The 22,972-nt window shown below is 66.9% G+C and carries 21 protein-coding genes; 4 read left to right on the forward strand and 17 right to left on the reverse strand.

Translation table 11 applies throughout. The features are described 5' to 3' along the window. Positions 1-29: 29 nt before the first annotated feature. The 5 genes from AC1ZQA_RS03320 to AC1ZQA_RS03340 form a co-directional block, all read right to left on the reverse strand. Positions 30-2,240 (reverse strand): methyl-accepting chemotaxis protein, encoded by a 2,211-nt coding sequence (locus AC1ZQA_RS03320; RefSeq protein WP_482678412.1) that lies wholly within the window; start codon positions 2,238-2,240, stop codon positions 30-32. Positions 2,241-2,347: 107 nt separating this feature from the next. Further along, positions 2,348-2,872, reverse strand: coding sequence for a chemotaxis protein CheW (locus tag AC1ZQA_RS03325; protein WP_482678413.1), 525 nt, complete (start codon positions 2,870-2,872; stop codon positions 2,348-2,350). A 67-nt stretch (positions 2,873-2,939) separates the two neighbouring features. After that, positions 2,940-3,305 carry a response regulator transcription factor gene (locus AC1ZQA_RS03330; RefSeq protein ID WP_482678414.1) on the reverse strand — a complete coding sequence of 122 codons (366 nt, stop codon included), beginning with the start codon at positions 3,303-3,305 and terminating at the stop codon, positions 2,940-2,942. Between the two features lie 22 nt (positions 3,306-3,327). Continuing rightward, positions 3,328-3,726, reverse strand: a complete 399-nt coding sequence (locus tag AC1ZQA_RS03335) for a response regulator (RefSeq protein WP_482678415.1) — start codon at positions 3,724-3,726, stop codon at positions 3,328-3,330. Between the two features lie 69 nt (positions 3,727-3,795). Then, the gene (locus tag AC1ZQA_RS03340) at positions 3,796-3,948 is read right to left on the reverse strand and encodes a rubredoxin (protein WP_013106818.1); all 153 of its coding nucleotides are present in this window, start codon (positions 3,946-3,948) and stop codon (positions 3,796-3,798) included. 145 nt (positions 3,949-4,093) lie between these two features. On the opposite strand from AC1ZQA_RS03340, the gene thiD reads away from it, so the two are divergent. Together thiD and hemL are read left to right on the forward strand one after the other, a co-directional pair. Further along, the gene (gene thiD / locus AC1ZQA_RS03345) at positions 4,094-4,960 is read left to right on the forward strand and encodes a bifunctional hydroxymethylpyrimidine kinase/phosphomethylpyrimidine kinase (RefSeq protein ID WP_482678416.1); all 867 of its coding nucleotides are present in this window, start codon (positions 4,094-4,096) and stop codon (positions 4,958-4,960) included. 89 nt (positions 4,961-5,049) lie between these two features. Further along, positions 5,050-6,339 (forward strand): glutamate-1-semialdehyde 2,1-aminomutase, encoded by a 1,290-nt coding sequence (gene hemL, locus AC1ZQA_RS03350; RefSeq protein WP_482678417.1) that lies wholly within the window; start codon positions 5,050-5,052, stop codon positions 6,337-6,339. Positions 6,340-6,398: 59 nt separating this feature from the next. On the opposite strand, the gene mtgA is transcribed toward hemL, so the two are convergent. The 7 genes from mtgA to AC1ZQA_RS03385 form a co-directional block, all read right to left on the reverse strand. Next, on the reverse strand, positions 6,399-7,115 hold the full coding sequence (gene mtgA / locus AC1ZQA_RS03355; protein ID WP_482678418.1) for a monofunctional biosynthetic peptidoglycan transglycosylase: 717 nt from the start codon (positions 7,113-7,115) through the stop codon (positions 6,399-6,401). 2 nt (positions 7,116-7,117) lie between these two features. Continuing rightward, entirely contained in the window at positions 7,118-7,975 is an 858-nt protein-coding gene (gene aroE / locus AC1ZQA_RS03360; RefSeq protein ID WP_482678419.1) for a shikimate dehydrogenase, read from the reverse strand. Positions 7,976-7,991: 16 nt separating this feature from the next. Further along, positions 7,992-8,876 (reverse strand): energy transducer TonB, encoded by an 885-nt coding sequence (locus tag AC1ZQA_RS03365; RefSeq protein WP_482678420.1) that lies wholly within the window; start codon positions 8,874-8,876, stop codon positions 7,992-7,994. Between the two features lie 29 nt (positions 8,877-8,905). Continuing rightward, entirely contained in the window at positions 8,906-10,975 is a 2,070-nt protein-coding gene (locus AC1ZQA_RS03370; RefSeq protein WP_482678421.1) for a ribonuclease catalytic domain-containing protein, read from the reverse strand. Then, positions 10,972-11,712, reverse strand: a complete 741-nt coding sequence (gene fabG / locus AC1ZQA_RS03375; protein WP_482678422.1) for a 3-oxoacyl-ACP reductase FabG — start codon at positions 11,710-11,712, stop codon at positions 10,972-10,974. The genes AC1ZQA_RS03370 and fabG overlap by 4 nt, the downstream gene beginning before the upstream one ends. 24 nt (positions 11,713-11,736) lie before the next feature. Further along, the gene (locus AC1ZQA_RS03380; RefSeq protein WP_482678423.1) at positions 11,737-12,369 is read right to left on the reverse strand and encodes a YqiA/YcfP family alpha/beta fold hydrolase; all 633 of its coding nucleotides are present in this window, start codon (positions 12,367-12,369) and stop codon (positions 11,737-11,739) included. A 74-nt stretch (positions 12,370-12,443) separates the two neighbouring features. Next, the gene (locus AC1ZQA_RS03385) at positions 12,444-12,935 is read right to left on the reverse strand and encodes a CBS domain-containing protein (RefSeq protein ID WP_482678424.1); all 492 of its coding nucleotides are present in this window, start codon (positions 12,933-12,935) and stop codon (positions 12,444-12,446) included. A gap of 115 nt (positions 12,936-13,050) precedes the next feature. On the opposite strand from AC1ZQA_RS03385, the gene AC1ZQA_RS03390 reads away from it, so the two are divergent. Continuing rightward, positions 13,051-13,824 (forward strand): alpha/beta fold hydrolase, encoded by a 774-nt coding sequence (locus AC1ZQA_RS03390; protein ID WP_482678425.1) that lies wholly within the window; start codon positions 13,051-13,053, stop codon positions 13,822-13,824. Here the strand turns inward: AC1ZQA_RS03390 and AC1ZQA_RS03395 are convergent. Continuing rightward, on the reverse strand, positions 13,764-14,117 hold the full coding sequence (locus AC1ZQA_RS03395) for a DUF2917 domain-containing protein (protein WP_482678426.1): 354 nt from the start codon (positions 14,115-14,117) through the stop codon (positions 13,764-13,766). The two genes, AC1ZQA_RS03390 and AC1ZQA_RS03395, sit on opposite strands and share 61 nt — an antisense overlap. A 135-nt stretch (positions 14,118-14,252) precedes the next feature. Between AC1ZQA_RS03395 and AC1ZQA_RS03400 the strand changes: the two genes are divergently transcribed. Further along, positions 14,253-15,266, forward strand: coding sequence for a LysR substrate-binding domain-containing protein (locus AC1ZQA_RS03400; protein WP_482678427.1), 1,014 nt, complete (start codon positions 14,253-14,255; stop codon positions 15,264-15,266). On the opposite strand, the gene AC1ZQA_RS03405 is transcribed toward AC1ZQA_RS03400, so the two are convergent. The 4 genes from AC1ZQA_RS03405 to AC1ZQA_RS03420 all read right to left on the reverse strand — a co-directional run bounded on the left by AC1ZQA_RS03405 (position 15,267) and on the right by AC1ZQA_RS03420 (position 22,957). Next, on the reverse strand, positions 15,267-16,199 hold the full coding sequence (locus tag AC1ZQA_RS03405; RefSeq protein ID WP_482678428.1) for a transcription factor jumonji JmjC domain-containing protein: 933 nt from the start codon (positions 16,197-16,199) through the stop codon (positions 15,267-15,269). 81 nt (positions 16,200-16,280) lie between these two features. Then, entirely contained in the window at positions 16,281-20,141 is a 3,861-nt protein-coding gene (locus tag AC1ZQA_RS03410; protein ID WP_482678429.1) for an Eco57I restriction-modification methylase domain-containing protein, read from the reverse strand. A gap of 45 nt (positions 20,142-20,186) precedes the next feature. Beyond that, positions 20,187-22,340 carry an FAD-dependent 5-carboxymethylaminomethyl-2-thiouridine(34) oxidoreductase MnmC1 gene (gene mnmC1 / locus AC1ZQA_RS03415; protein ID WP_482678430.1) on the reverse strand — a complete coding sequence of 718 codons (2,154 nt, stop codon included), beginning with the start codon at positions 22,338-22,340 and terminating at the stop codon, positions 20,187-20,189. After that, positions 22,337-22,957: a 5-formyltetrahydrofolate cyclo-ligase gene (locus AC1ZQA_RS03420; RefSeq protein WP_482678431.1), complete on the reverse strand. Its 621-nt coding sequence runs from the start codon at positions 22,955-22,957 to the stop codon at positions 22,337-22,339. The genes mnmC1 and AC1ZQA_RS03420 overlap by 4 nt, the downstream gene beginning before the upstream one ends. Positions 22,958-22,972: the final 15 nt, after the last annotated feature.

Below are 22,972 nucleotides of genomic sequence, written 5' to 3' on the forward strand. Positions count from 1 at the left end.
GACGTTGGGAGGCGGAGGATGGAGACAGTTCAGTTGATCTTGAACCGCGAGACCGACTGGCGCAGATCGTCGGCAACGCGGGCGAGTTCGCGCACCAGCGACGCGGTGGAGCGCGTGCCCTCGGAGGTTTGCTCGGTCACGGTGAAAATGGTCTGGATGTTGTCGGCCACCTTGTTGGCCGAAGCGGCTTCCACCTGGGTCTGCTGTGAAATCTGGGTGATCAGCTCCGCGAGCTGGCGCGACACCTGGTCGATCTGCGCCAGCGCGGCGCCGGCGTTGTCGGCCAGCTTGGCGCCTTCGACCACGCCCTGCGTGCTCTTTTCCATGGCGGCCACGGCATCCTGGGTGTCGGTCTGAATGGTGCGCACCAGCGCGGCAATCTGCTTGGCAGACTCGGCCGAGCGTTCGGCCAGCCGCTGCACTTCCTCGGCCACCACCGAGAAGCCCCGTCCGGCCTCGCCTGCGGAGGCGGCCTGAATGGCGGCGTTCAGGGCCAGCACGTTGGTCTGCTCGGTGATGTCGGAGATCAGCTCGGTGATTTCGCCGATTTCCTGCGACGATTCGCCCAGTCGCTTGATGCGCTTGGAGGTGTCCTGGATCTGTTCGCGGATGCTGTTCATGCCGTCGATGGAGTTGCGCACCGCGCGCTGGCCCTGCTCGGCGGCCTGCAGCGACAGATTGGCCACCTGCGCCGACTGCTGCGCCTGCACCGAGACCTGGTTGATGTGCTGCGCCATGTCGAGCACCGACTGGCCGGTTTCACGGATCACCTTGAGCTGTTCGTCGGCCTGCTGCATCAGGCGGTCGGACGTGGCCTGCGCCTGCTCGGCGCCTTCGCCCACCTGGTCGGCGGTTTGCTGCACCTGCCCCACCAGGGTGCGCAGTTCTTCCACGGTGTAGTTCACCGAGTCGGCGATGGCGCCCGTGATGTCTTCGGTCACGGTGGCCTGCTGCGTGAGGTCGCCTTCGGCCACGGTCTGCAGTTCGTTCATCAGGCGCAGAATGGCCGCCTGGTTGGATTCGTTGGTGCGCCGAGCCTCGAGTTCCTGCCGTTCGGTCTGGCGCCGCTGCAGTTCCACCAGCGTGGCACGCTGGCGGGCTTCGTTCAGCATGATGTAGATCAGGTCGGCTGCCGCAATGATGGCCAGCAGACCCAGCAGGGCGAGGAACACAATGGCAGTCCAGCTCACGCCGGTGCGCGTGGCGTACAGGCGCTGCAGTTGACTGAGGTTGTCGTAGAGCTGACCGGAGGACGCGAGCACGGCGTTTTGCGCTTCACGGGCGGACGCCAGCGACGGCAGATTGGCCAGCAGGGCGCGGGCGGCGGCTTCGGTCTTGGCGTAGGTCTGGATCAGGTTTTGCAGTTGCTGCCGCGCCTGCGAGTCGGACACGGCGGTGAGCTGAAGATCGGCATTGCCATCCAGCAGCCCCTTGCTCAGGTCGTTGAATGTGCTCAGATCCTTGCCCAGGGCGAACACCGCCTCGGGACGCACGCCCTGGAACGACAGGAAGGCGTTGGCCGATTTGTCGATGCGCTGCGTCAGCATGGTGAGCTGGCTGGCCGCGTTGATGTTGCCGGGCGAGGCCCTTTGCTGCAGCAGCAGCGAGGTGAGGGTTTGCGCGCTGTCGAGCAGGGCGTCGGTCTGGCGGTTGATGTCGGTGAGCTGCTGCGCCGTGGTGGTCAGCACGGTTTCCTGCTTGAGCAGCAGTTCCGCATTCTTGAGGGTGTTGTCGGTCTCCGGGCCGATCTTCGCGAGCAGGGGCTGTGCGCCAGACGGCGGCGTGGTTTGCTGGAGCACATTCACGTCGGCCTTGAGTGCGTCGGCGCTGGAGCGAACCGTGGCGAAAGCCTCCTTGTTGCCGAGCAAGGCCGCGTTCATTGCGCGCGCCAGACGCTGCGACTGCGTCAGTGCCGCACCGGAGGCTTCAAGTTGCCTGGCGGAGTCGGAGGTTCCGCGCAAGGCGACGATGAGGGTCAGGCCAAGCAGCACCAGTGAAATGATGAGCATCATGCCGAAAAAACGCTGCTGCTGCGCAAGCGGCATGCGGCCGATCATGGGCAGACGCAGGATCAGCGGCCGATTGCCCTGAGCCAGATTCAGCGTGCCGGCCGGGTCGTTGATGCTCGAGTCGATCTGCAGGGTTTCCTGTCCCGACCGGCCATACCCCGTGGGCGCGATTTCGGTGTCGGTTTGAGTTTCTTTGTTTTTCGTTCCGAACAGGGACGAGAGTAAGGACATGACCGCTCCGTGAGACGTGAAAGGCGTTGAAGACAAAACCGATGTGCTGAAGGTTGATCAGGACATGCTGCAGTGCAAAGTGTGTCGGCCGCGAGCGTGGCGCGTGCTCAGACGACGTTCAGGAATTGTTCGTTTTCAGCCAGGGCCAGCAGGTCCACCTCGCGCCAGAGGTTCTGATCCTCGTCGCGGAATGCCGCACCCAGCCAGGTGTGGGTCAGATCGCTGCTGATGCTGCGGTCGATCCGCAACTGGTCCGGGTTGCGCAGACCGACCAACTGGTCGACCAGCAGGGCAGTGTTCAGATCGAGCGCGGCGGCAAACTGGATCAGGCGCGCCTGTGCAGACGGGGCGGGAGGATGGCTGCTGGCATCCTGTTCAATGAATCGCCCCAGATGCACCACACCGCAGACCTGTCCGCGCAGACTCACCAGCCCAAGAAACCAGGGACGCGCATGCGGCAGCGGTGCGCAGTGCTGCATCGGGGAGATTTCTCCGGAGAATTCCAGAGGCAGCAGCAGGCGCATCGGGCCAGCCATCACCGCCAGCCAGCGGGACGGCGATTGCCCGCTTTGCGCCGCGTTCAGGCGTTGCGCAAGGTGGGTCTGGAATTCGCGAAGCGAGGCTCTGGACATGACTGGGTTGGGTGGGAGGCTTGGTGAACTCGGGTGAAATCAGCGGGTGAAGTCAGCACGCGCTGCGTCAGGCGATAGCGCGAATCTTGTCGAGCAGTTCGGTGGCGTTGACCGGCTTGATGACGTAGTCGGATGCACCCTGGCGCATGGCCCAGACCTTGTCGGTTTCGAGCTTCTTGCTGGTGCACATGATGACCGGAATACCGGCGTAGTTGGGGTCGCGGGTGATCTGGCGCGTGAGCTGAAAGCCGTTCTGTCCGGGCATGACCACATCCATCAGGATGAGATCGGGCTTGGTGGCCGTCAGCATGGCCAGCGCCTGTTCCCCGTTTTCCGCTGTGTTCACGGCGTAGCCGTGCCTGGTGAGCAGGTCGGAGAGGAAATAGAGCTCGGTCTTGGAATCGTCGACGATGAGAATGTTGTGAACTGGCATGGCAGTCAGAGTGGAGAATGAATCAGATGCCAGTCAGCGCCGGGGTCAGGTGGCGCTTGACTGCGTCGAGCAACTGGTCTTTGGTGAAGGGCTTGGTCAGGTAGTCCTGCGCGCCCACCATGCGGCCGCGCGCCTTGTCGAACACGCCATCCTTGCTGGAGAGCATGACGATGGGAATCGGCGCGAACTTACCGCTGCGACGGATGACCGCCACGGTCTGGTAGCCATCGAGGCGGGGCATCAGGATGTCGCAGAAAATCAGGTCGGGATGGTGATCGTTGACTTTGGACAAGGCGTCGAAGCCATCCTCGGCGAGCAGCACCTCGTAGCCCGCCTGCTTGAGAAAGATCTCGGCGCTGCGGCGGATGGTGTTGCTGTCATCGATGACCAACACTTTGAATGAGCTGGTAGGCGCAACCATGCACATCCTTTGCGAAAGGTGGAGAAATGAACACGCGTTGAAACTGACGTGGTGACTTGCCGTTCCCGATCAAACCGGCACCATCTCGAAATCTTCTTTGCGCGCACCGCACTCCGGGCAGGTCCAGTTCATGGGGACGTCCGCCCAGCGTGTTCCCGGCGCGATACCGCTTTCTGGATGGCCCTCGGCTTCGGAGTAAATGAAGCCGCAAATCAGGCACATCCAACTGTTCAGTTCTTGTTTGTCCACAGCGTATCGGGGTCAGAGTGAAGATTCAACGATTCTATGAGCCGCTGTTGCATTTTGACCCAAGCACACGTTGACTGGCGACGCTTGCGCCGTGCGGCAGTCGCACTACCATGACTGCATGATGAATGAATCCACTGAATCCCCTCCGGCCGTGATGTACTTCAACGCGGCCGATCCCAGCGGCAGCGCCGGGCTGGCCGCCGATCTGGCCTCATGCGCCGCCGTGGGCTGCCATCCCCTGCCGGTCACCACAGCGCTTTGGGTGCGAGACACCGCAGAAATTTTCGACACCATCGAGATCGAAGCCGATGCGGTGGTGGAGCAGGCCCGTGCGGTGCTGGAAGATGTCGAGATCTCCGCCTGGAAGGTGGGCTTTCTCGGCACGGTCGACGTGGTCAATGCCGTGGCCGAACTGCTGGCCGACTACAGCCAGGTGCCGCTGGTCACCTACGCGAGCAACTTCCATGTGCTCGACGAGGCGCAGGCCGATGACTACATCAAGGCCATGCAGGATCTCATCCTGCCGCAGACCCGGGTGCTGACCGGCAACCAGAGCGCACTCACGCAGTTGCTGCTGCCCGATTGGGACGGTGAAACCCCGCCCACCCTGGAGGCGCTGATGCACAAGGCGCAGCAGCTTGGGGTGCAGTACCTGCTCGTCACCGGCATGCTGGCTGGCGAAGGCAAGGTGGAGAATGTGCTGATGAGCCCGCGCCGCGTGCTGCTGCGCGAGAGCTTCGAGCTGTTCGAGGCCGGTTTCACCGGCGCAGGAGATACCCTGTCTGCCGTGCTCACGGCCATTCTGGCCAACGGCGCCAAGCTCGATCAGGCGGTGCACGAGGCCATCGAGTATCTCGATCACTGCCTGGACTTCGGCTATCGCCCCGGCATGGGACAGGTCGTCCCGGATCGTTTTTTCTGGGCGCAACCCGCCGAGGACGAAGATGAGATTCCGGGCGAACCGGGAACCCCGACTCTGCAATGAAGTCTGTCTGAATCTGTCGCCAGATTCACCCCGCAAATCCTCCATCGCCCTGCACGCCGGGGCGATGTCCGTTTGAAAGCGCACTCACCATGTCCGTCACCAATCAGCAACTCTTCGACCGCGCCCAGCGCACCATCCCCGGCGGGGTCAACTCTCCGGTGCGCGCCTTCCGCCAGGTCGGCGGCGTGCCGCGTTTCATCGACCGCGCCGAAGGCCCGTACATGATCGACGCCGAGGGCACGCGCTACATCGACTACATCGGCTCCTGGGGCCCGATGATTGCCGGGCACGCCCACCCCGAGGTCATCGAGGCGGTGCAGCGCGCGGCCACCCGTTCGCTGAGCTTCGGCGCACCCACCGCCGACGAGATCGACATGGCCGAGGCGATCACCCGGCTGATGCCTGCCGCCGAGATGGTGCGGCTGGTCTCCAGCGGCACCGAGGCCGGCATGAGCGCCATCCGTCTGGCGCGCGGATTCACCGGGCGCGATGCCATCGTCAAGTTCGAGGGCTGCTACCACGGCCATGCCGACAGCCTGCTGGTCAAGGCCGGCAGCGGGCTGCTGACCTTCGGCAACCCGAGTTCGGCAGGCGTGCCGGCCGATCTGGCCAGACACACCCTGGTGCTCGAGTTCAACAACATCGCGCAGATCGAGGAACTGTTCGCCGCGCGCGGGCATGAGATCGCCTGCGTGATGGTCGAGCCGATCGCTGGCAACATGAATTTCATCCGTGGCACGTCGGCCTGGCACCAGCGTCTGCGCGAACTGTGCACCGAACATGGCGCGCTGCTGGTGTGGGACGAGGTGATGACCGGTTTTCGCGTGGCGCTGGGCGGCGCGCAGCAGGTCTATGGCATCCGCCCCGACCTGGTGGTGATGGGCAAGGTGATCGGCGGCGGCATGCCGCTGGCGGCCTTCGGCGGCCGTGCCGACGTGATGCACAAGCTCTCGCCGCTGGGCGCGGTGTACCAGGCCGGCACGCTGTCGGGCAACCCGGTGGCGGTGGCTGCCGGCATGGCGCAGCTGCGGCTGATCCAGCAGCCCGGGTTCTTCGACCGCCTGAGCGCCGCGACGCAAAAACTCCTGCGCGGCCTGGACGCTGCGGCGGCCCGGCATGGCGTGACCTTCCGCACCGACAGCGAAGGCGGCATGTTCGGCTTCTATTTCGCCGCCGAGTTGCCGCGCAACTACCCCGACATGGCGCGGGCCGATGTGGACATTTTCAAGCGCTTTTTCCACGCCATGCTCGACCGCGGCGTGTACCTGGCGCCGAGCATGTACGAGGCGGGTTTCGTCTCCGCGGCGCATGACGACGCGGTGATCGACGCCACGCTGCATGCCGCCGACGGCGCGTTCGCCGAACTGGTGCGCGGCTGAGGACACATCGCATCCCCACAGCCCTTTTTCGCCATCCGCGCCCCAAGCCCGACAGACTCCTAGCGCGGAATCTGCACCTGCCACTGCCGCGCGGCGATCACCGCAGTGCGGGCATTCATATAGGGCGAGTACAGGCGCTTCTGGTAGATGCGCGGCGCGGGCAGCATGACTGCCAGCCGTGCGGCCTGGGCCGGGCTCAGGCGCGCGGCGTCGGTGTGGAAGTAGGTTTGCGCTGCGGCCTGCGCGCCGTAGATGCCATTGCCCCATTCGACGCTGTTGAGATAGATCTCCAGAATGCGGCGCTTGCCCAAAATGCCTTCAAGCATGTAGGTGATGACCAGCTCCTGCGCCTTGCGCAGGTAGTCGCGCTCGGGCGAGAGGAACAGGTTCTTGGCGAGCTGCTGGGTGATGGTCGAGCCGCCGACGAGCTTGCCGCGGCGTTCATTGCGTGTACTGTGGTTGCGGTCCCAGGCGTTGCGGATGGCGTCCCAGTCCACGCCGTCATTCGTCAGGAACGTGGCGTCCTCCGAGGCGACGACCGCGCGCTTGAGGTGGGGGCTGATCGCGTCGTAGGGCACCCAGTCGTGTTGCCACTCGACCTTGTCGCCGCTTTTGAGAATGCGCAACTCGGCAGCGCGCATGAAGGTGGTGCTCGACGGGGGAATGACCGTCCACAGTGCGATGCGCAGGGCGAAATAGCCCTGCAGCACCAGCACGGACAGCAGAGTCAGCCACAGCAGACGGCGCCACAGCGGCGCGGGTTTGCCTTGTTTCATGTTCAACGGGTATGCGGTGTGGCGAGTTCGGCGCGCAGCGTGGCCAGCACCGGAGCGGTGTCGGGCGCCTCGCCGTGCCACAGGGTGTAGCTCTGCGCGGCCTGCTCGACCAGCATGCCCAGGCCGTCCCAGGCCTGCGCGCCTGTGGCCCGGGCCTGCGCGACGAACGGGGTGTCCTGCGCGGCGTACATCATGTCGTAGGCCCAGACGCCGGGGCGCAGCACGCCGCCCGGCAGGTCGAGCGCCTTGCCGTCCAGGCTGGCGGCGGTGGCGTTGATCACGCCGTCTGCCCAGTGCAGGGGCGGGCCTTGCACCACCTGCAGATCGGCGCCGTGCTGCGCCGCCAGCGCACTGTGCCGCGCGGCCAGGGCCTGCGCCTTGTCGGCGCTGCGGTTCCACAGGGCAATGGCGCGGGCGCCAGCGGCGATCAGCGGGCCGAGCACGCCGCTGGCCGCGCCGCCTGCGCCGAGCAGCAGCAGGCGCTGGCCCTGCAGCGGGCGGTGCACGTCGCCTGCGCTGAGCACGCGGGCCAGGTCGCGCACCAGGCCGATGCCGTCGGTGTTGTCGCCCCACAGCCCGCCGTCGTCCCAGCCGATGGTGTTGACCGCCTGCGCCAGTTGCGCTGCCGGACTGCGGCGGGCACACAGCCGCCAGGCGTCGAACTTGAACGGGACGGTGATGTTGGCGCCGCAGCCGCCTTCGGCATGGAAGGCGTCGAGCGCCTGCTCCAGGCCGTCGATCGGCGCAAGGCGCGCTTCATAGCGCAGCGCCGCACCGGTCTGCGCGGCGAACAGCGCGTGGATGCGCGGCGAGCGGCTGTGGGAGATGGGATTGCCGAACACGGCGTAGAGCGCGGTCATGAGGTGTCTGCTGCGTTCAGGGAGTGGCCTGGGCCGGGCTGGGCGGCGCCTGGACTGCGGTCTCCAGCCCTTGATCGCGGGTGAAGCGAAAGCGCGAGATCACCACGATCTGATCGGCCTGCTTGAGCATGGCCTCGGTGAAGCGGCCATAGGGCTGTGCAGCCTGCACGATGGCGCGGGCCTGCCGGTCGAGGGTGGGGTTGCCCGAGCCCTGCACCACGTCGGTGGCCACCAGCCGCCCGTCGGCGCCGATGGTGATGGACATGATCAGGCTGCCATACAGCTTGCGTCCATCGATCTGCGGAAATTCGCGCGTGCCCAGGGTTTCGATCTTGGTGCGCAGCTTGTCGTAATACAGCGCGTAGGCGGCCTCGCGCGTGGACGGGCCGATGAAGCGGCGGCGCGGTCTGGCGTTCTGCTGCTGGATCTGGCGCTCGATCGCGCCGAGCATGGCGAGCAGCTGCCGACGCTTCTGCTCCAGCGCCTCTTTTTGCTGCGGATCGGGTTCCAGACGGGCGGTCTGTGCCAGTTGCACGATCTGCCGCCTGACCTGGGTGAGCAACTGCTGCTGCTTGCGCTGCAGGTCGGACAGGCTGCGCTGCTGGTTGGTCGCGGCTTCGCCCTGCGACACCTCGGCGGTGAACGGCAGCGGCGTGGTGGCCAGGCCCTTTTTGGCGTCGCCGCCGCCGTCCAGATTGGCCTGCGCGATGGCCTGCGGCTTGGCCGGGGCGTCTTCGGTGCGCTGGTTCACCAGCACCACGTCGAGCGGGGCGTTGTCGAACAGGCGGTTGAAGGTCTGCGGCGCGGCAAAGCGCAGGCTCAGAATGCCCACATGCACACCGACCGAGGCGAGGATGGCCCAGTGCAGGGGAGTGAGGGAGCGCAGGCGGGGAAAGGGCACGGTGCGGGTCGGGCGAAATCCGCGCGATTCTACGAAGCCTGCCCGGCCGTGGCGTCTGGCGCGGCGTCGGGGTTTTCGGGCGCGGCGCCGTCTTCGCTGTCCACCGCCACGCTGATCGGCGCGGCCAGCGCCACGGCTTCGTCCTCCTCCTCGGCTTCGGTCTCGGCGCTTGCCTCGGCAGCCTGCTGCGGCATGTCGAGCTGGCTGAGCACGCGGCCAAACACTTCCAGGGTGATCAGATCGGTGCCGGTGATCTGCACCTGCACCCGCGCATTGCGCGGCAGGTCTTGCGCACCAACGGCGGTGAACACCAGTGGCAGGCCGTCCACCCGCACCGCGCCATCGCGCAGCACCGTGGCCTCGAAGGTGCTCAGTCCCTGCTGCGCCAGATAGCGCAGTGTCCAGTAGCGCTCGAGCGCCGACTGGTGCGTGGCGTAGGCCTTGTAGGTGTCCTCGAACGATTCGACGATGGCGAACAGCAGCGGGTCGCGCGGCTTGAATGGCGCCTGCAGCAGCGCGGTCTTGCCGAAGCGGGCGCAGGCGATGAGTTGCCCTTGATTGAGCAGATCGACATAGCGCCGCAGCGGCGAGGTGCACCAGGCGTACTGCGGCACGCCCAGCCCCTGGTGTGGCGCGGGCTTGATGCCCATGCGGGTGCGCAGCGTGGCGCCGTAGCCGCTCTGACTGCGGTAGATGCCGGGCATGCCCAGCTCGGCCAGCCAGCCGCCCCAGGTGGCATTGGCCAGGATCATCAACTCGGCGACGATGGTGTCCAGCGGCGCGCCGCGGCGGCGCGGCTCGATGCGCACCGTGGCGCTTTCCGCGCCGTGTTCCAGCCCGTCGATGCGAAAGGTGTAGTCCACGCCGCCGGCGCGCTCGGGCTTGCCGCGCACCTGCTCGCGGCCTTTTTTCAGCGCCTGCGCAAAGCGCCACAGCCAGGCGAGTTCGGCGGCGTGCGGATAGGGCTGCGCGGCCGGATCGGCGGCCAGCGCCGCTTCGGTGACCACGGCGTCGAGCTGGTCGTGGCGCAGGTTGCTGGCAATGTGCACCGATTCCACGCGGGTATCGAAATCAGTGGCCTGCAGATCGTCGCCCACGGTGCAATACAACGACAGTGCGGGGCAGTCGCGCCCGGCCTCAAGGGTGAAGGTTTGCACCAGCGCATCGGGCAGCATGGTGATCTTGTCGCCGGGCATGTACACGGTGGACAGGCGGTTGCGCGCCACTTGTTCCCAATCCGAATCGCGCGTCAGCGCCAGCGCGGGGGCGGCGATGTGGATGCCCAGTCGCACCCGGCCATCGTCCAGCCACCGCACCGAGATCGCATCGTCGATCTCGGTGGTGGCCGAGTCGTCGATGCTGAACGCGGCGGCCTCGGCCCGCGGCAGGTCTTCAGTGCCCTGGGGGATGGGCAGCGCAGGAAACGCCGTGCCCTTGGGAAAGCGTTCCAGCAAGAACCGCTGCATGTGAAAGGCCCAGGGCGAGGCAATGGCACCGGCGTCGCGCAGCAGGGTGAGCGCGCCGTGGCCGGTTTGTTTCACTGCCAGCGCCACCGCCTTGAACTCGGGGCTGTTCTTGTCCGGCTTGAACAGGATCTGATAGAGCTTGTCGGCGATGGGCTGCGGGCAACGGCCAGCGGCCAGCTCGGCGGCAAAACTCTCAATTTGTCGAAGCTGCTCTTCCTTGCGGGCAATGGCGGCCAGCGCCGCCTGCACCTGCTGTGTGGGTGCCTTGCGGAACAGCCCGCCGCGCCCCCGACGCTGAAAGTAATGCGGCGCGCCGAACAGGCGCAGCAAAATGGCCGCACGCTGCCCCGCGTCGGGCGTGCCGCCGTAGTAATCGGCGGCGACCTGATCGAAGTGGAACTCGTCCTCCGGAGCAAATTCCCACAGCAGGTCGAGGTCGATGCCGTCCTGCTGCGCCTGCGCCCAGTGCATCAGCTCCGGCGGCGCGGGCTTGTCGAACCGCACCAGCGCCTGCGCGGCCTTGATCTTCTGCCGCTTGCCCGATTCGAGCTCGACCTGCAGGCTGGCTTCGGCCTCGCTCATCACGCGCCCGGCGTGGAACTTGCCGCCGTCTTCGAACAGGACATTGCTCATAGCGTCATTCCGCCATCGACCTCGATGACCGCGCCGCTGATGTAGCTGGCCTCGCTGCTGGCGAGAAAGGCATAGACGCTGGCGATCTCCTCGGCCTGTCCCAGGCGCCGCAGGGGCACGCGCTCGGCCATCTGGTCCATCACCTTGTCCGGGATGGTGGCGAGCATGGGCGTCTGGATGAAGCCGGGGGCGACCGCGTTGACCCGCACCCCCTTGGGGCCGAGTTCGCGCGCCCAGGTCTTGGTCATGGCGACGATGCCGGCCTTGGTCGCGGCGTAGTTGGTCTGGCCGAAATTGCCATACAGCGCCACCACGCTGGACGCACTGAGAATGGCGCCGCGGCCCCGCTCGATCATGTGCTCTGCCACGATCTGGGTGCAGCGGAACACCGCGCGCAGGTTGACGTCGATCACGGCGTCGAACTGCGCATCGGTCATTTTCACCAGCCGCGCGTCGCGGGTGATGCCGGCATTGTTGACCAGGGTGTCGATCTGGCCGAAGCGCGCGATGGCGGCATCGACCAGCGCGGTGAACGCGGCCCGGTCGGTGACGTCCAGCGCCTGCGCCAGCACCTGCGCGCCGCCGGTACGCAGCTCGGCGGCCACCGGGTCGAGGGTGGCGGGGTTGCGGTCGCACAGCACCAGGCTTGCGCCTTCGGCGGCGAATTTGCGCGCGGTGGCCAGGCCGATGCCCTGCGCCGCGCCGGTGATCAGGGCGATATTGCCTTGAAGTCGCATGATGAATTTCCTTGAAAAAGTGGATCAGGTGGATCGGGGCGCGGTGCCCAGGCACCAGCGCAGCACGGGGTCGAGATGCTGCTGGGCATAGTCGGACAGCGCGTGGTTGCCGCCGGGCAGCACGGTGCACTGCGCACCACGGTAGCGCGCGGCCATCTCGTGCCAGTCGAGCACCTCGTCACCCTGGGCGATGATCACAAAATACTGTTGCGGGTTCGGGACGGGTTCCCGCAGATTGCCGACTTCCAGCGCGTGAAGCTCCTCGACATGGGCCGCGGTGAAGTCGAACTGCAGCGCCGGGTCGTGCCAGGCCGCCAGCGTGCCGATCTGCCCGCGCAGATCGCGCGCCGGATCGACGGCGGGGTTGAGCAGCGCAGCGCGCGCGCCAAAAGTGTGCGCGAGATAGGTGGCGTAAAACCCGCCGAGCGAACTGCCGATGAGACGCAAGGCCTCGCCCGGCGTGTTGCCCAGCAAGTCTTCGCACATCTGCATGGCCTCGCGCGGCGAGGGCGGAAGCTGCGGGCACAGCCATCGGATCTGCGGTTGGCCCGACGCGGCCCGCTGCCGGTTGATCTGCTCCACGCGCTGCGCGGTGGCGCGCGCCTTGGCCGACTGCGGCGAGGAGCGAAAACCGTGGAGGTAGAGCAGGGTGGGCATGAAGGGAGCATCGAGCGCGGCGGGAAAGACCGCCGCTCCCCGAATGCTACCCGCCGATGCCCTGCGGGACGGGATCAGCTGCGTGCAGAAGCGGAGGCGGCCACCGGCGCCGTGGTGTCGGGCAAGCCTTCATCTTCCGGCCAGTCGCGGATGTAGGCCTTGAGCATCTGGTTTTCAAAGTCTTGTTCGCGCACCACGGCCTGCGCCACGTCGTGAAAGGAAATCACGCCCAGCAGCGTGCCGTCCTGCATCACCGGGATGTAGCGCACCCCGGCATCGAGCATGGTGCGGCGCAGGGTGTCGAGGGTGGTGTCGGGGCCGCAGACTTCGTAATGCGTCTGCATGCGCTCGGCCACGGTGTGCGCGCCCAGCGTGCCCTGGCCCTCGGCGACGGCGGCCATCACCTCGGAAAAGGTCAGCAGACCCACGAGCTTGCCCTGCTCCATGACCACCAGGGAGCCGATGTCGTGCTGCGCCATGGTCTGCACCGCCTGCAGCAGACTGGTCTGCGGCGCAACGGTGAACAGCACATGGCCCTTGACGCGCAGAATATCGCTGACTTTCATGGGGTTCTCCTCGGATTTTTAGTGAACGAACTATAGTCAGCGCACCCTGCGCAGGCCAGAGGAAATTCCCGCAGGGATTGCGCCTGCGCAGCCGATTTTTCAGGGAGATGAGGTCATGTCCGTTTTCAGCCCGCCAACCACGCCGCTGGTGCTGCTGCATGGCGCGGGAGGTGATGCCAGTGTGTGGGACGCGCAGACCGAGTGGCTGGCGCGGCGCGGCTGGACCACGCTCGCACTGGAGTTTCCGGCGCATGGCGCCACGGCCGCGCCGCCCTTGCCCAGTATCGAAGCCCTGTCCGACTGGGTGTGGCGCCAGCTCGACGCCCGCCAGACCGGGCCGGTGGTACTGGCCGGGCACAGCATGGGCTCACTCGTTGCGCTGCACGCAGCGGGGCAGCGTCCGGCGCAGGTGCGCGGCCTCGCGCTGCTGGGCACGGCTTTCCCCATGCGGGTGTCCAAGCGGCTGCTTGCCCAGGCGGAGGCCGAACCCGAGGAGGCGATCGACAACGTGGTGCGGTGGTCTTACGCGCAGGCCGAGCCCTTCGCGCCGATTCCCGGATTTCAATCTCCCGAAAGCTACCGTGCGTGTTTGCTGCGGCAGCAGGCCAACTGGGCCGAGGGCAGTGTGCTCGCCAGCGATCTGCGCGCGTGCGATCGTTACGACGGGGGCGAAAGTGCCGCGCGGCAATGGGGCGGGCCAACGTTGTTCCTGCTCGGCGAGCACGATCGCATGACCCCGCCTGCGGGCGCGGCCAGCCTGCGCGAGGCGCTGCCGGGCAGCCGCACCGTGCTGCTCGACTGCGGCCACAGCCTCATGGCCGAAGCGCCTCACGCCGTGGCGCATGCGCTGGCCGACTGGATGGAGCGCGATCTGTTCGCCGTGGGCTGAGGCGCTGCCGCCCGCACCGCGCCGTCCACCAGCCGCAGCCGTGCCCCAGCGCCACTCCACAGCGTGACCACCACCCGGCCCGCGCCGCGGATGCGGTAGCTGTCTCCGGGCTGCAGAAACACGTCCTCACGCTGCCCTTGTTCGGTGAGCCAGACCCGGATCGTCTGTTGCGGTGCGGACGGCGTGCCGTGCAGCTGCAAGACCTGCCCCGCTGCGCGGTGCAGGATCAGCGTGTCGTCGGGCTGCAGATCGATCCACTGACGTTGGAGTGAAACCTGGGTATGCGACATCATGGGCTCCGATAGCATGTTGAAAACGCATCAAGAGAACGCCGTGCCAGTTCGCGAAGTTGGCTGCATGCGGCGTTTCTTGGGTTCAGTCTAGGCAGTATCCAGCTGCTGCAACAGCGCAAGATCGGAAGCCTCATCATGCAAAAAACAGATGATTCGAGCGGACGTGGCACAGTGCCTACCGCCGCGCGTCCGCCCCGCAGTCGCCAGCTCGACACCAGTCATCTGCGCGGCTTCGAGGCCGCGGCGCGGCTGGGCAGCTTCACCGCCGCGGCCGATGCGCTGGCGCTGACGCAATCGGCGCTCAGCCGCCAGATTCAGACCCTCGAAGCCAGCGTGGGTGTGCCGCTGTTCGTGCGCGAAGGCCCGCGCGTGCGCCTGTCGCCCGCGGGCGAGCAGTTCGCCGCTGTGGTGCGGCAGGCGCTGCACAGCCTGGACACGGCGGTGGACGGCCTGCGCGCCGGGCAGGGGCGTCCGCGTGTGCGGCTCACCACTTTCGCGTCGCTCGCCAGCCAGTGGCTGATTCCGCGGCTGGGCGAATTTCAGACCGCGCACCCGGACATCGACATCGCGGTCGAGACCTTCGACAACCTCAGCGACATGGACAGCGGCGCGCTGGACATTGCCATTCGCCGCCTGCGCAACGACAACCCGCTGGCGCACGCCAAGCACACCACCTTTCTGTTCGGCGAGGAAATCACCCCGGTATGCAGCCCCGCGCTGGCGCAGGCCGGGCGCGCGCCGAGGGCGCTGGACGATCTGCCGCGCTGTGTGTGGATCGACGATGTGCGCATCCACAGCGCGCCGCCCATTGCCCGCGCCAATATGCAGGCGCTGTCCTGGGGCGGCTGGTATGCCGGTCTGGGCCTGCCGCAGCCCGAGCCGCAGCGCTGGCTGCGGTTCAACTACACCTACCAGGTCATTCAGGCTGCGGTGGCCGGGCAGGGTGTGGCGATGGGGCAGATCGGCCTGATCCGCGACCTGCTGGCCACCGGCGCGCTGATCGCCCCGGTCGGGCGCCGGGTCGATGCCGGGTATGGCTACTACCTCGCGGTGCGCGCCGGCGCACGGCAGCGCCCGGAGGTGCAGGCCATGCTCGACTGGCTTGCGGGTCAGTTCGCAGCGTGGCAGGCCATTTCCATCCGCGTGTGATCAGTGCTGCGCCGCGTGCAGCGGGCGGCGCAGGCGCTGCAATGCATGCAGCGCCTGCGCCTTGGCGGCGTCCACCCAGGCGCTTTCGCCGACCGGCTTGGGGTTCTGCAGGCCGAGGCGGCGCAGCCGGGCGTTGAACTGATGCGCGGCGGTGAGTCGGTCGGACTGCCGGGTGCGGAAGGTGAACGCCAGCGAGATCGACAGATCGGAATGTGTCCACACCCGGTGCGGTGCGATGAACGGGTGATGCACCCCCAGGCCCGGGCGCAGCGCAAAGTGCTGGGCGCGCGCTTCGAACTCCGGCTTGTACGGCGGGCGCGCGCCCTCGTAGGCCAGCAGGCGGTCCTTCTGCCACGGACGCAGGATGACCGGGTCGTCCTGGCTCCACAGATCGGCGGTCTTTTCGCCGCGAATCTGCAGCAGAAAGTTCATCTCCCGGTCCATGTGATACGGCGTGACCGCGCCCTGCGCCGAGATGAACACATAGGTCGAATACCAGGTGATGTGCGGGTCCAGCGGGTGGATGTGCGCGGCGATCTCGGCCAGCAGTGCCTCGATTTGCGGGCGGTACTGCGCGTCCTTCTCGGGGTTGTTGATGCAGATGTAGCCGTGCAGCGGCTCGAAGTGCGCCAGCAGGTGCGGCAGGGTGAGCGCATCCTGCGGGGGCTTGAACGTGGCGTCGAAGTCGGCATCGGGCGCGATGTCGCCACGGCGGAACTTGACCTGCTGCGCGGGCAGGCGCTGCGCCAGATCGAACAGCGGGGCGATGTCGAACAGCGGATGCTCCTGCAGCCGGTGCTGCAGCAGGAAGGGCCGGCGGTTGTAGTGGCTGCGCAGGGCGTCTGCGTCGAACTGCAGCCAGCGCGCATCGCCCTGCGCGGCGCGCTGCAACAGGCTGGCGTACTGCGCAGGGCTGACATCGGCACCGAGCATGGCGGCCTCCCAGGGGTGGATTGTGCTGGCCACTTTACAAATCGACCGGCACGCTGTCCAGTCGGGATGCCCCCGGGGCGGTCAACCTTGCTGCAGCAAGGCGATGTATTCAGGCCGTTTGGCCGCCATGCCCTTGAAACTGCTCAGCAAGTGAGAAAACTCTGCCGGAGTGATGCCATACAGCCGCGCCACGATTTTGTCGTTCTCGGCGCGCAGCGTGTCCTGCGCCTTGGCGGTGCGCGGCACATGCTGCCTTTGCACCTGGAACAGCGGCGCCAGTTCGGCGAAGTCGTCCCAGTTGGATGCCAGGGTCAGCAGCAGGGCGTTTCTGGCGAGCGCGGTGTAGTCGGCGTTGGCCAGAATGTCGGCGTCGCTGGGTTGCGGCATGGGCAGGCGGTAGAGGTAGGTCAGGCTGACGTTGATCTGAATCATGAACCGGGCCATCCAGTCCAGCGGAAGGCTGTTGAACCAGGCCAGCGCCAGCAGCAGTCGCAAAGGAGATACCGGCTGTGCTGCCAGTGAGCCGTCGGCCGCGATGCGATAGTGCTTGGTGGCATTCGCGAACAGGGAATGGCCCAGCCCCACGCCGCGGGGCAGCAGACTGAAAATCAGGGTGCGTTCATTCGTGTCGCTGGCAACGGAGCGGAACGCCAGCCGGACATATTCCCTGTCGTAGCGTATGCCTGCGGAGTGCTTTTCCACCTCGGCCATCGGTAGCCCCAGGTCTTGCGCCATGCGGTGCATTTCCTTGCTCTGCATCCGCGCATCGAACGCGGCGGGGTCGAGCCAGTATTGCGGCTGCTCGAACACATGGCTGTACTGCCAGATCATCTTGCCCTCAAAAAGCGGCAGCAGGCCGGGCGCGGGCTGCTCGATGAACAAGTCCTTGTCATCGGTCATGTGCAGCTCGCGGCGGAAGTCCAGCCACTCGGCCGACAGCGCGGGAAAGGCGCTGTAGCACTTTTGCAGGATGGGCAGGTCGGTGCCGTCGCGCAGTTCCAGCAAGGCCCAGTGCTCGGGCGACAGGGCCTTCAGCGTGGACAGGGGATAGGCCACATGGGTGTCGGGCCGCTGCAGATCGGCGGCGTCGAGCACATAGAAGGCGGTGTCGATGGGCGGCGTGTCGGCGTCGGGCGGGGTGTTGACCACCTGCATCATGGCGAATTTGTAGCGCGCATCCACATCCGGAAAGATGGGTTTGCGGTTCTCGAAGCTGTAGAAAAACCGCAACTGGCCCTGCGTGAAGATGTGCTTGCGCAGGCCGGTGGAACCTTCCTCGAACATCAGCGCGCTGGGCAGCACATAGCTGAGGTTGCCGCCGGGCCGCAGCAGCCCGAGGTTGCGCTCGACGAACAGGCGGAACAGATTGCCGTCGCCCAGGCCCTTGTTGAGTGGAAACACCGCCTTGTCCCGGTAGTAGGCGTTGGCCGCGTCGTGAAAGGCAAGTGCGCTGCGGTAGGCGTCGGCGATGTGCGGGCTTTCCAGCAGGCGCGCCTGCACGGCGGCCTTCTCCGAATTTTTCAGGCTGCGGTAGTTGCTGTGGTACTGCGGGAAAAAGTCGGTGTCGGCGAACTTGGTCTTGTCCCAGGGCGGGTTGCCCACGATGATGTCGAAGCCCTTGCGCTCGCCGGCAAAGGCTTCGGGGAAGGCCACTTCGTAGTGAAAGAAGTGGTACTTCTGCGCGCAGGCTTCCACCTGGCGCAGCGCGGCGGTTCGGGTCTTGCTGTCGTCGAACAACTCGCCGAGCAGGTTGGGTGTCTTGCTCAGCGCCTCGCAGGCGGCCTTGTTGCCTTCGGCCAGCAGCACGCGGCGGGCGCAGATGAAGCTGAGCGCGCGCGACAGCAGGTGGAGCTTGGGCGCAATGCTGCTCTTCCACAGCGCCTTGGACTGCTCCACCTCTTGCGCCGTGGTGTCGCGCATGGCGTCGAGTTCCTGCATGACGGTGCGCAGTTCGTCGAAGCGGGCGCCGAGGTTGTCGACGAAAAAATCGTTCTGCGCCACCTCGACCGCGTTGTAGCTGATGAATTCTTGAACGCTGGCGCCCATGAGCGCGTTGCCGTGCTGCACATGGTGCTCGATGAACGACAGCGGCGTGCCGAAAATGAAGCTGTCCATCCACAGACTCAGGCGCGCCAGTTCGACGGCGAAGGGGTTGAGATCGACGCCGAAGATGCAGCGCTTGAGCAGGGCGCGCTTCAGGATCTGCGCGTCGTCGGGTTCGTAGTCGAGGTTCAGGAACTGGAGCTGTTCGGCGATCTTGGCTCTTTCGTGGTCGACGAGCTGGCGCAGGTCGGCGTCGGTGTCGAGCCGGTCCAGCGCCAGGTCGGTGAGATAGTTGAGCGCCTCTACCAAAAAGTGGCCGCTGCCGCAGGCGTTGTCGAGCAGCTTCAGGTCCATCAAGGCCTTGCCCTGATGGCCGACACGGGCAAGAGCCTGATCCACAGCGGCCTTCACCAACGGCTGCGAGAGCGAGGTCGGGGTGTAGTAGCTGGCCGATGTCTTGCGCGAGTTGCTGGCGCTCTTGAGGTAGACGTCGCCCTTTTTCACGCTGATTTCGCGCAGCGCCCGAAAGCCCTTTTCCTTGCGGATGAGCGCGGTGTCGTAGGCGTCGAAATAGGCTTCGACCGTCTTGCCCTTGGTGGCGGCGCTCTCGTACTCCAGGTACACGGCAGTCTCCACCGCCTTCTCGAAACGGAACTCCAGCAGGCCTTCGTAGATGCGGCCCAGATGGGTGACGCTCATGTTCTTGAAGTCGCGCCGGGTGTCGAACAGGGTGGTGCCGCGGTCGGTCTTGAACAGCAGCTTTTCCAGCAGCGTGCGCAGCGTGGCGTTGTCGAAGATCTTGGGCTGCAGCAAAAGGGGCGCGCGCTGGGGGTCGAACAGGCCACCGTTGAACAGCGGGATGTCGATGTCCTGCGCGCCCTGGTCGAGCATCTCAAACAGTTGCTTGAGGGCGTAGACGCCGTCGTGCAATGTGCTGCGTGCTTCGGTCTGTTTCGGCAGACTCTGGAAAATGTGGTCCAGGCTGTAGCGCCGGTAGAACGGATGGCGGGCGAGCAGCTCGCGGTTCTTGTCCTCGAAGTACACGATGAACAGCAGCCGGAACAGCAGCACCACGCTGTTTTCGTACACGCTGTCCATGCTGGCCCTGGGGTTGGCGCGGTGAATGGCGCGGCCCATGATTTCAAACAGCGAGTCCTCGCCGGCGTAGCCGTAGATCACGGCCTTGAGGTTTTCTTCGACCTCCAGGGTGAAGTCGGCGGACTCGGCAATGGCCTGCTCGATCGCGCTGGGCTGCCCCGCCTGGGCAGGCGGCAGGTAGGTGTTGCGGCCAAAGAAAAAGGCAAACAGCGCCAGTGCCTCGGCCTTCTCAAGCGGGTCGGCCAGAGCGCAAATGGCCTGGAGATCGAACTGGATGAAGGTTTTTCGCGCAGTGATCTTGTCGGTGTCGTAGATGCGCCAGTAGCGTCCGTTGGTGAGAAAGCCGAAGCGCACGCGCAGGGTGCTCAGGTAGTCCTGCAACTGGTGGTGCGGGTTCTGGTCGCGGTCGGCCTTGCCGGTGTCGAGCCTCTTGCCCCAGGCCTTGGACTCGCAGATGGCGGTGATCAGCCTGTTGTCCTGACTGGCGACGAGCGCATCGTCCTGTCCGGGTTCGAGCACGAGGCACCAGTCGGGCTTGGCCTGCTTGCCCTGGACCGTGATGACCTGCTGGGGAACGGCGATCCAGCCCAGTTGCGCGAGCAGCGGGCCGATGAAGCGCTCTTCCAGCTGGGACTCGTTGCGCCTGGCCAGCGCCTCGGCATCGAAGTGCTGGTCGAGCCAGCTCTGCAGGCTGTAGGGAATGGGCTGCCGAACCAACTCGGCCCGCTTCACGGCGACGAATCCCTCGTCCAGCAAGGTGTTGATCAGCCAGGGGTCGGGGAACAGGTCTTGAGGTGGCATGCAGTGTCTTTCGTGCGGGGCGGGCGCGTGCATTTTCCAGGCGGTTCAGGCCGGTTGTTGTCCGCTGTCGGATGTTTGCTGGCCGCGCGCAGGCAAGCATACCGTTGCCTGCTGGCCGTGCCGCAGCCGCCGCAGCGCGATGCGGGCGGGGTCGAGGGCGTCAGCCAGATCGGTTTCGATCGGCAGCGGGGTGCCCTCGATCTGCGCGGCCAGCACCTCGGCCAGCAGCGCGGCCAGGGTGAGTCCGCGCGAGCCCATGCCGGCGCAGACTGCCAGGCCCGGCAGGCGGGGCAGTTCGTGGAGTTGCTTGCCCGCGGCGCGCTGCGGGTCGGCCAGCAGCGGAGCGAGATGGGCGAGGGTGCCGCAGTAGGGCAGGCGGTCGGCGCTGGCGGCGCGGGTGCCGACGAAGTGGCGCAAGGCATCGGTGTGCGCGGGCAGCGGCGGCTGCGCAGTGAGCGCGGCGAGGCTGTCGCGGTTGTGCGCCCAGGCCTGCTCGGGGGTGAGCGGGCTGTCGTCGGTCTCGAAGGTGGCGCCGATCAGCAACCAGTCGCCGTCCTGCGGATCGGGCGCGGGCTGCAGCAGGCGGACTGCGGCCGGGGGCAGGCGCAGCACGTAGCCGCGGCCCATCCAGGGCTGCTCAAGAGCCTGCAGCGCGGGCCACAGCCGCCCGGGCAGGGCCTGCGCCTGGCCGCGCAGGGCGTGCAGGGGCAGCCAGTCGGGGTGCGGAATCAGGCCGCTTGCGGCGAGCAGGTGCGGCGTTTGCAGGGCGCTGGTCAGCACGACCTGCGCAGCGCGCGCCAGCGTGCGACCGGTGGCATCGCGCACGGTCCAGACACTCCCGTCGTGCTGCAGCGTGGCGGCCTGGGCGTTGCAGTGCAGGGTGATGCGCGGCGACGCCAGCCACGCGGCGCACAGGGCCTGGTTGGCCAGCACGGCGCTGTCCACCTGCCAGCCTGTGTCGCTGCTGTGCGCCATGTGGCGCGGCAGGTGCACGCTGTGGCGCCAGTCGTCCATGCGCTGGGCTTCGGCGGCGTCGGCCGGGGTGAGCAGGGCGGGGCAGAACCGTGCGAGATCGTGCGCGTGTGGCGGCAATGCGCGGCGCAGCGCGGCCATGCCGGCGCGGGTCAGGCGCGACAGCAGATTGTCGTCTGCCGAGGGCTGCAGATGGGCCAGACCTGCGGGCATGGCCGAGCCGCCGCCCGCCGGACGCGGACTGGCTTCGAGGACCTCGACCGACCAGCCGCGCTGCGCCAGGGCATGGGCGCAGGCCGCGCCGCTGACCCCGGCGCCGATGACCACGGCGTGGCGCGGCTGCGCCGTGGGCCAGGCGGTGGGCAGGGTGTGGCGGGTGCGTTTCCAGCGCGGATGGAAGGTGGCCTGCAGCCGCTGCCGCTTGCCGCCCCAGCCCGGGAGCAGCGCCACGTCGAACCCGGCCTGCTCCAGCCCGTGTTGCACGGCGTGCGCCACGGTGTAGCTGGCCGCACGCGCACCGGGTTTGACCAGGCGGGCCAGGGCGCGCAGCAGTGCCGGCGTCCACATCTGCGGATTGCGCGAGGGGGCGAAGCCGTCGAGATAGACGGCGTCGGCTGCAAGTCGGAGCCTGGGCGCGAGTTCGGCGGCATCGCCGAAGGCGAGGTAGAGGGTGACGCCGCTGGGCAGGTCCCCCTCCCGACCTCCCCCACGCGTGGGGGAGGTGAAAACGGCGCTGCGCGTGTCGTTCGGATGCCCCTCCCGGCCTCCTCCACGGGGGAGGATGCCGTCCACGCCGCCGTCGTCGAGAGGGATGACATGCAGGCCGCGCACGGGTGGCGGCCATTGTGCTGCCAGCTTGGCGGCCAAGTCCTTCAGCTCGGGTGGGGCGTGTGCCAGCAGGTCGGCCGCGCGCACCGGGTGCAGTTCCAGACTGACATAGTCCAGACGGTTGCAGCGCTGTGGATCGGCGCGCCATGCGGCCCAGGTGGCGAGAAAATTCACGCCCAGACCGAAGCCGGTTTCCAGGATGGTGAACTGCGCGCGCCCGGCCCAGCGCGCTGGGGTGTCGAGCAGGCCGCAGCCGCCCAGGTACACCGCGCGCGCCTGGCCCAACGCACCGGCGCGGCTGGCGTAGATGTCGCCATAGCGCGCGCTGGCGGGCTGGCCGCTGGGGTCGAGGGTGAGGTCGGCCTCGGTGAGCAGCGGGCCGGAGGTGGGCGGCTTCAATCGACCAGGGTCAGCGACATGGCGTCCAGGCCGTAGAGACCGTCTTCGGTGAGCACCAGATCCATGAGCTGGTCGTGCGGTTGCATGTCGAGTTGCTGCAACTCGCAGCAGGCGTAGCTCAGGCCCACGGAGTAGACCTCCTCGCGTCCGGCCAGGTAGCGGTCGTAATAGCCGCCGCCGTAACCCAGGCGCAGGCCGACGTCGGCAAAGCCCACACAGGGCACGAGCAGGGTGGTGGGGGCCAGGGCGACGCTGCCCGTGGGTTCGGCAATGCCATAGGGGCCGGGGCGCAGCGGCTCGCCAGGTGTCCAGACGAAGAACTCCATCTGTTTCGTGGCCTCGGTGACGCGGGGCAGGGCGAGGGTGCATTCGGGATGCGCGGCGGCCCATTGCGTGAGGGTGGGCAAGGGATCGAACTCGCCGCGGGTGGCGCAGTAGGCGCCCAGGGTTTCGGGCTCCAGCGCGTCGAGCACCTGCAGCAGGCGGGCGGCGAGTTCGGCATCGCGCCGCTCCCGGTCGGGGAGGGACTGGCGCCTGTTGATCAGTTCACGCCGCAGATCCGCGCGTAAATGCTGATGCTGATCAGGGGACAATGGGTCGTAAATGGGTGGGTTCACGGTAAGCTGATGTCC

This window comes from Thiomonas sp. DCM-2 (assembly GCF_056820905.1).

Excerpts from the sequence above, each read along its gene's own strand:
- mtgA (WP_482678418.1), bottom strand. The coding sequence starts at position 7,115 with ATGAAACAAGGCAAACCCGCGCCGCTGTGGCGCCGTCTGCTGTGGCTG.
- AC1ZQA_RS03380 (WP_482678423.1), bottom strand. The coding sequence starts at position 12,369 with ATGCCCACCCTGCTCTACCTCCACGGTTTTCGCTCCTCGCCGCAGTCG.
- AC1ZQA_RS03385 (WP_482678424.1), bottom strand. The coding sequence starts at position 12,935 with ATGAAAGTCAGCGATATTCTGCGCGTCAAGGGCCATGTGCTGTTCACC.
- AC1ZQA_RS03330 (WP_482678414.1), bottom strand. The coding sequence starts at position 3,305 with ATGCCAGTTCACAACATTCTCATCGTCGACGATTCCAAGACCGAGCTC.
- aroE (WP_482678419.1), bottom strand. The coding sequence starts at position 7,975 with ATGACCGCGCTCTACGCCGTGTTCGGCAATCCCATCTCCCACAGCCGC.
- hemL (WP_482678417.1), top strand. The coding sequence starts at position 5,050 with ATGTCCGTCACCAATCAGCAACTCTTCGACCGCGCCCAGCGCACCATC.
- AC1ZQA_RS03370 (WP_482678421.1), bottom strand. The coding sequence starts at position 10,975 with ATGAGCAATGTCCTGTTCGAAGACGGCGGCAAGTTCCACGCCGGGCGC.
- AC1ZQA_RS03400 (WP_482678427.1), top strand. The coding sequence starts at position 14,253 with ATGCAAAAAACAGATGATTCGAGCGGACGTGGCACAGTGCCTACCGCC.
- AC1ZQA_RS03410 (WP_482678429.1), bottom strand. The coding sequence starts at position 20,141 with ATGCCACCTCAAGACCTGTTCCCCGACCCCTGGCTGATCAACACCTTG.
- AC1ZQA_RS03395 (WP_482678426.1), bottom strand. The coding sequence starts at position 14,117 with ATGATGTCGCATACCCAGGTTTCACTCCAACGTCAGTGGATCGATCTG.
- AC1ZQA_RS03390 (WP_482678425.1), top strand. The coding sequence starts at position 13,051 with ATGTCCGTTTTCAGCCCGCCAACCACGCCGCTGGTGCTGCTGCATGGC.
- fabG (WP_482678422.1), bottom strand. The coding sequence starts at position 11,712 with ATGCGACTTCAAGGCAATATCGCCCTGATCACCGGCGCGGCGCAGGGC.
- thiD (WP_482678416.1), top strand. The coding sequence starts at position 4,094 with ATGATGAATGAATCCACTGAATCCCCTCCGGCCGTGATGTACTTCAAC.
- AC1ZQA_RS03335 (WP_482678415.1), bottom strand. The coding sequence starts at position 3,726 with ATGGTTGCGCCTACCAGCTCATTCAAAGTGTTGGTCATCGATGACAGC.
- AC1ZQA_RS03320 (WP_482678412.1), bottom strand. The coding sequence starts at position 2,240 with ATGTCCTTACTCTCGTCCCTGTTCGGAACGAAAAACAAAGAAACTCAA.
- AC1ZQA_RS03405 (WP_482678428.1), bottom strand. The coding sequence starts at position 16,199 with ATGCTCGGTGCCGATGTCAGCCCTGCGCAGTACGCCAGCCTGTTGCAG.
- AC1ZQA_RS03325 (WP_482678413.1), bottom strand. The coding sequence starts at position 2,872 with ATGTCCAGAGCCTCGCTTCGCGAATTCCAGACCCACCTTGCGCAACGC.
- AC1ZQA_RS03340 (WP_013106818.1), bottom strand. The coding sequence starts at position 3,948 with ATGTGCCTGATTTGCGGCTTCATTTACTCCGAAGCCGAGGGCCATCCA.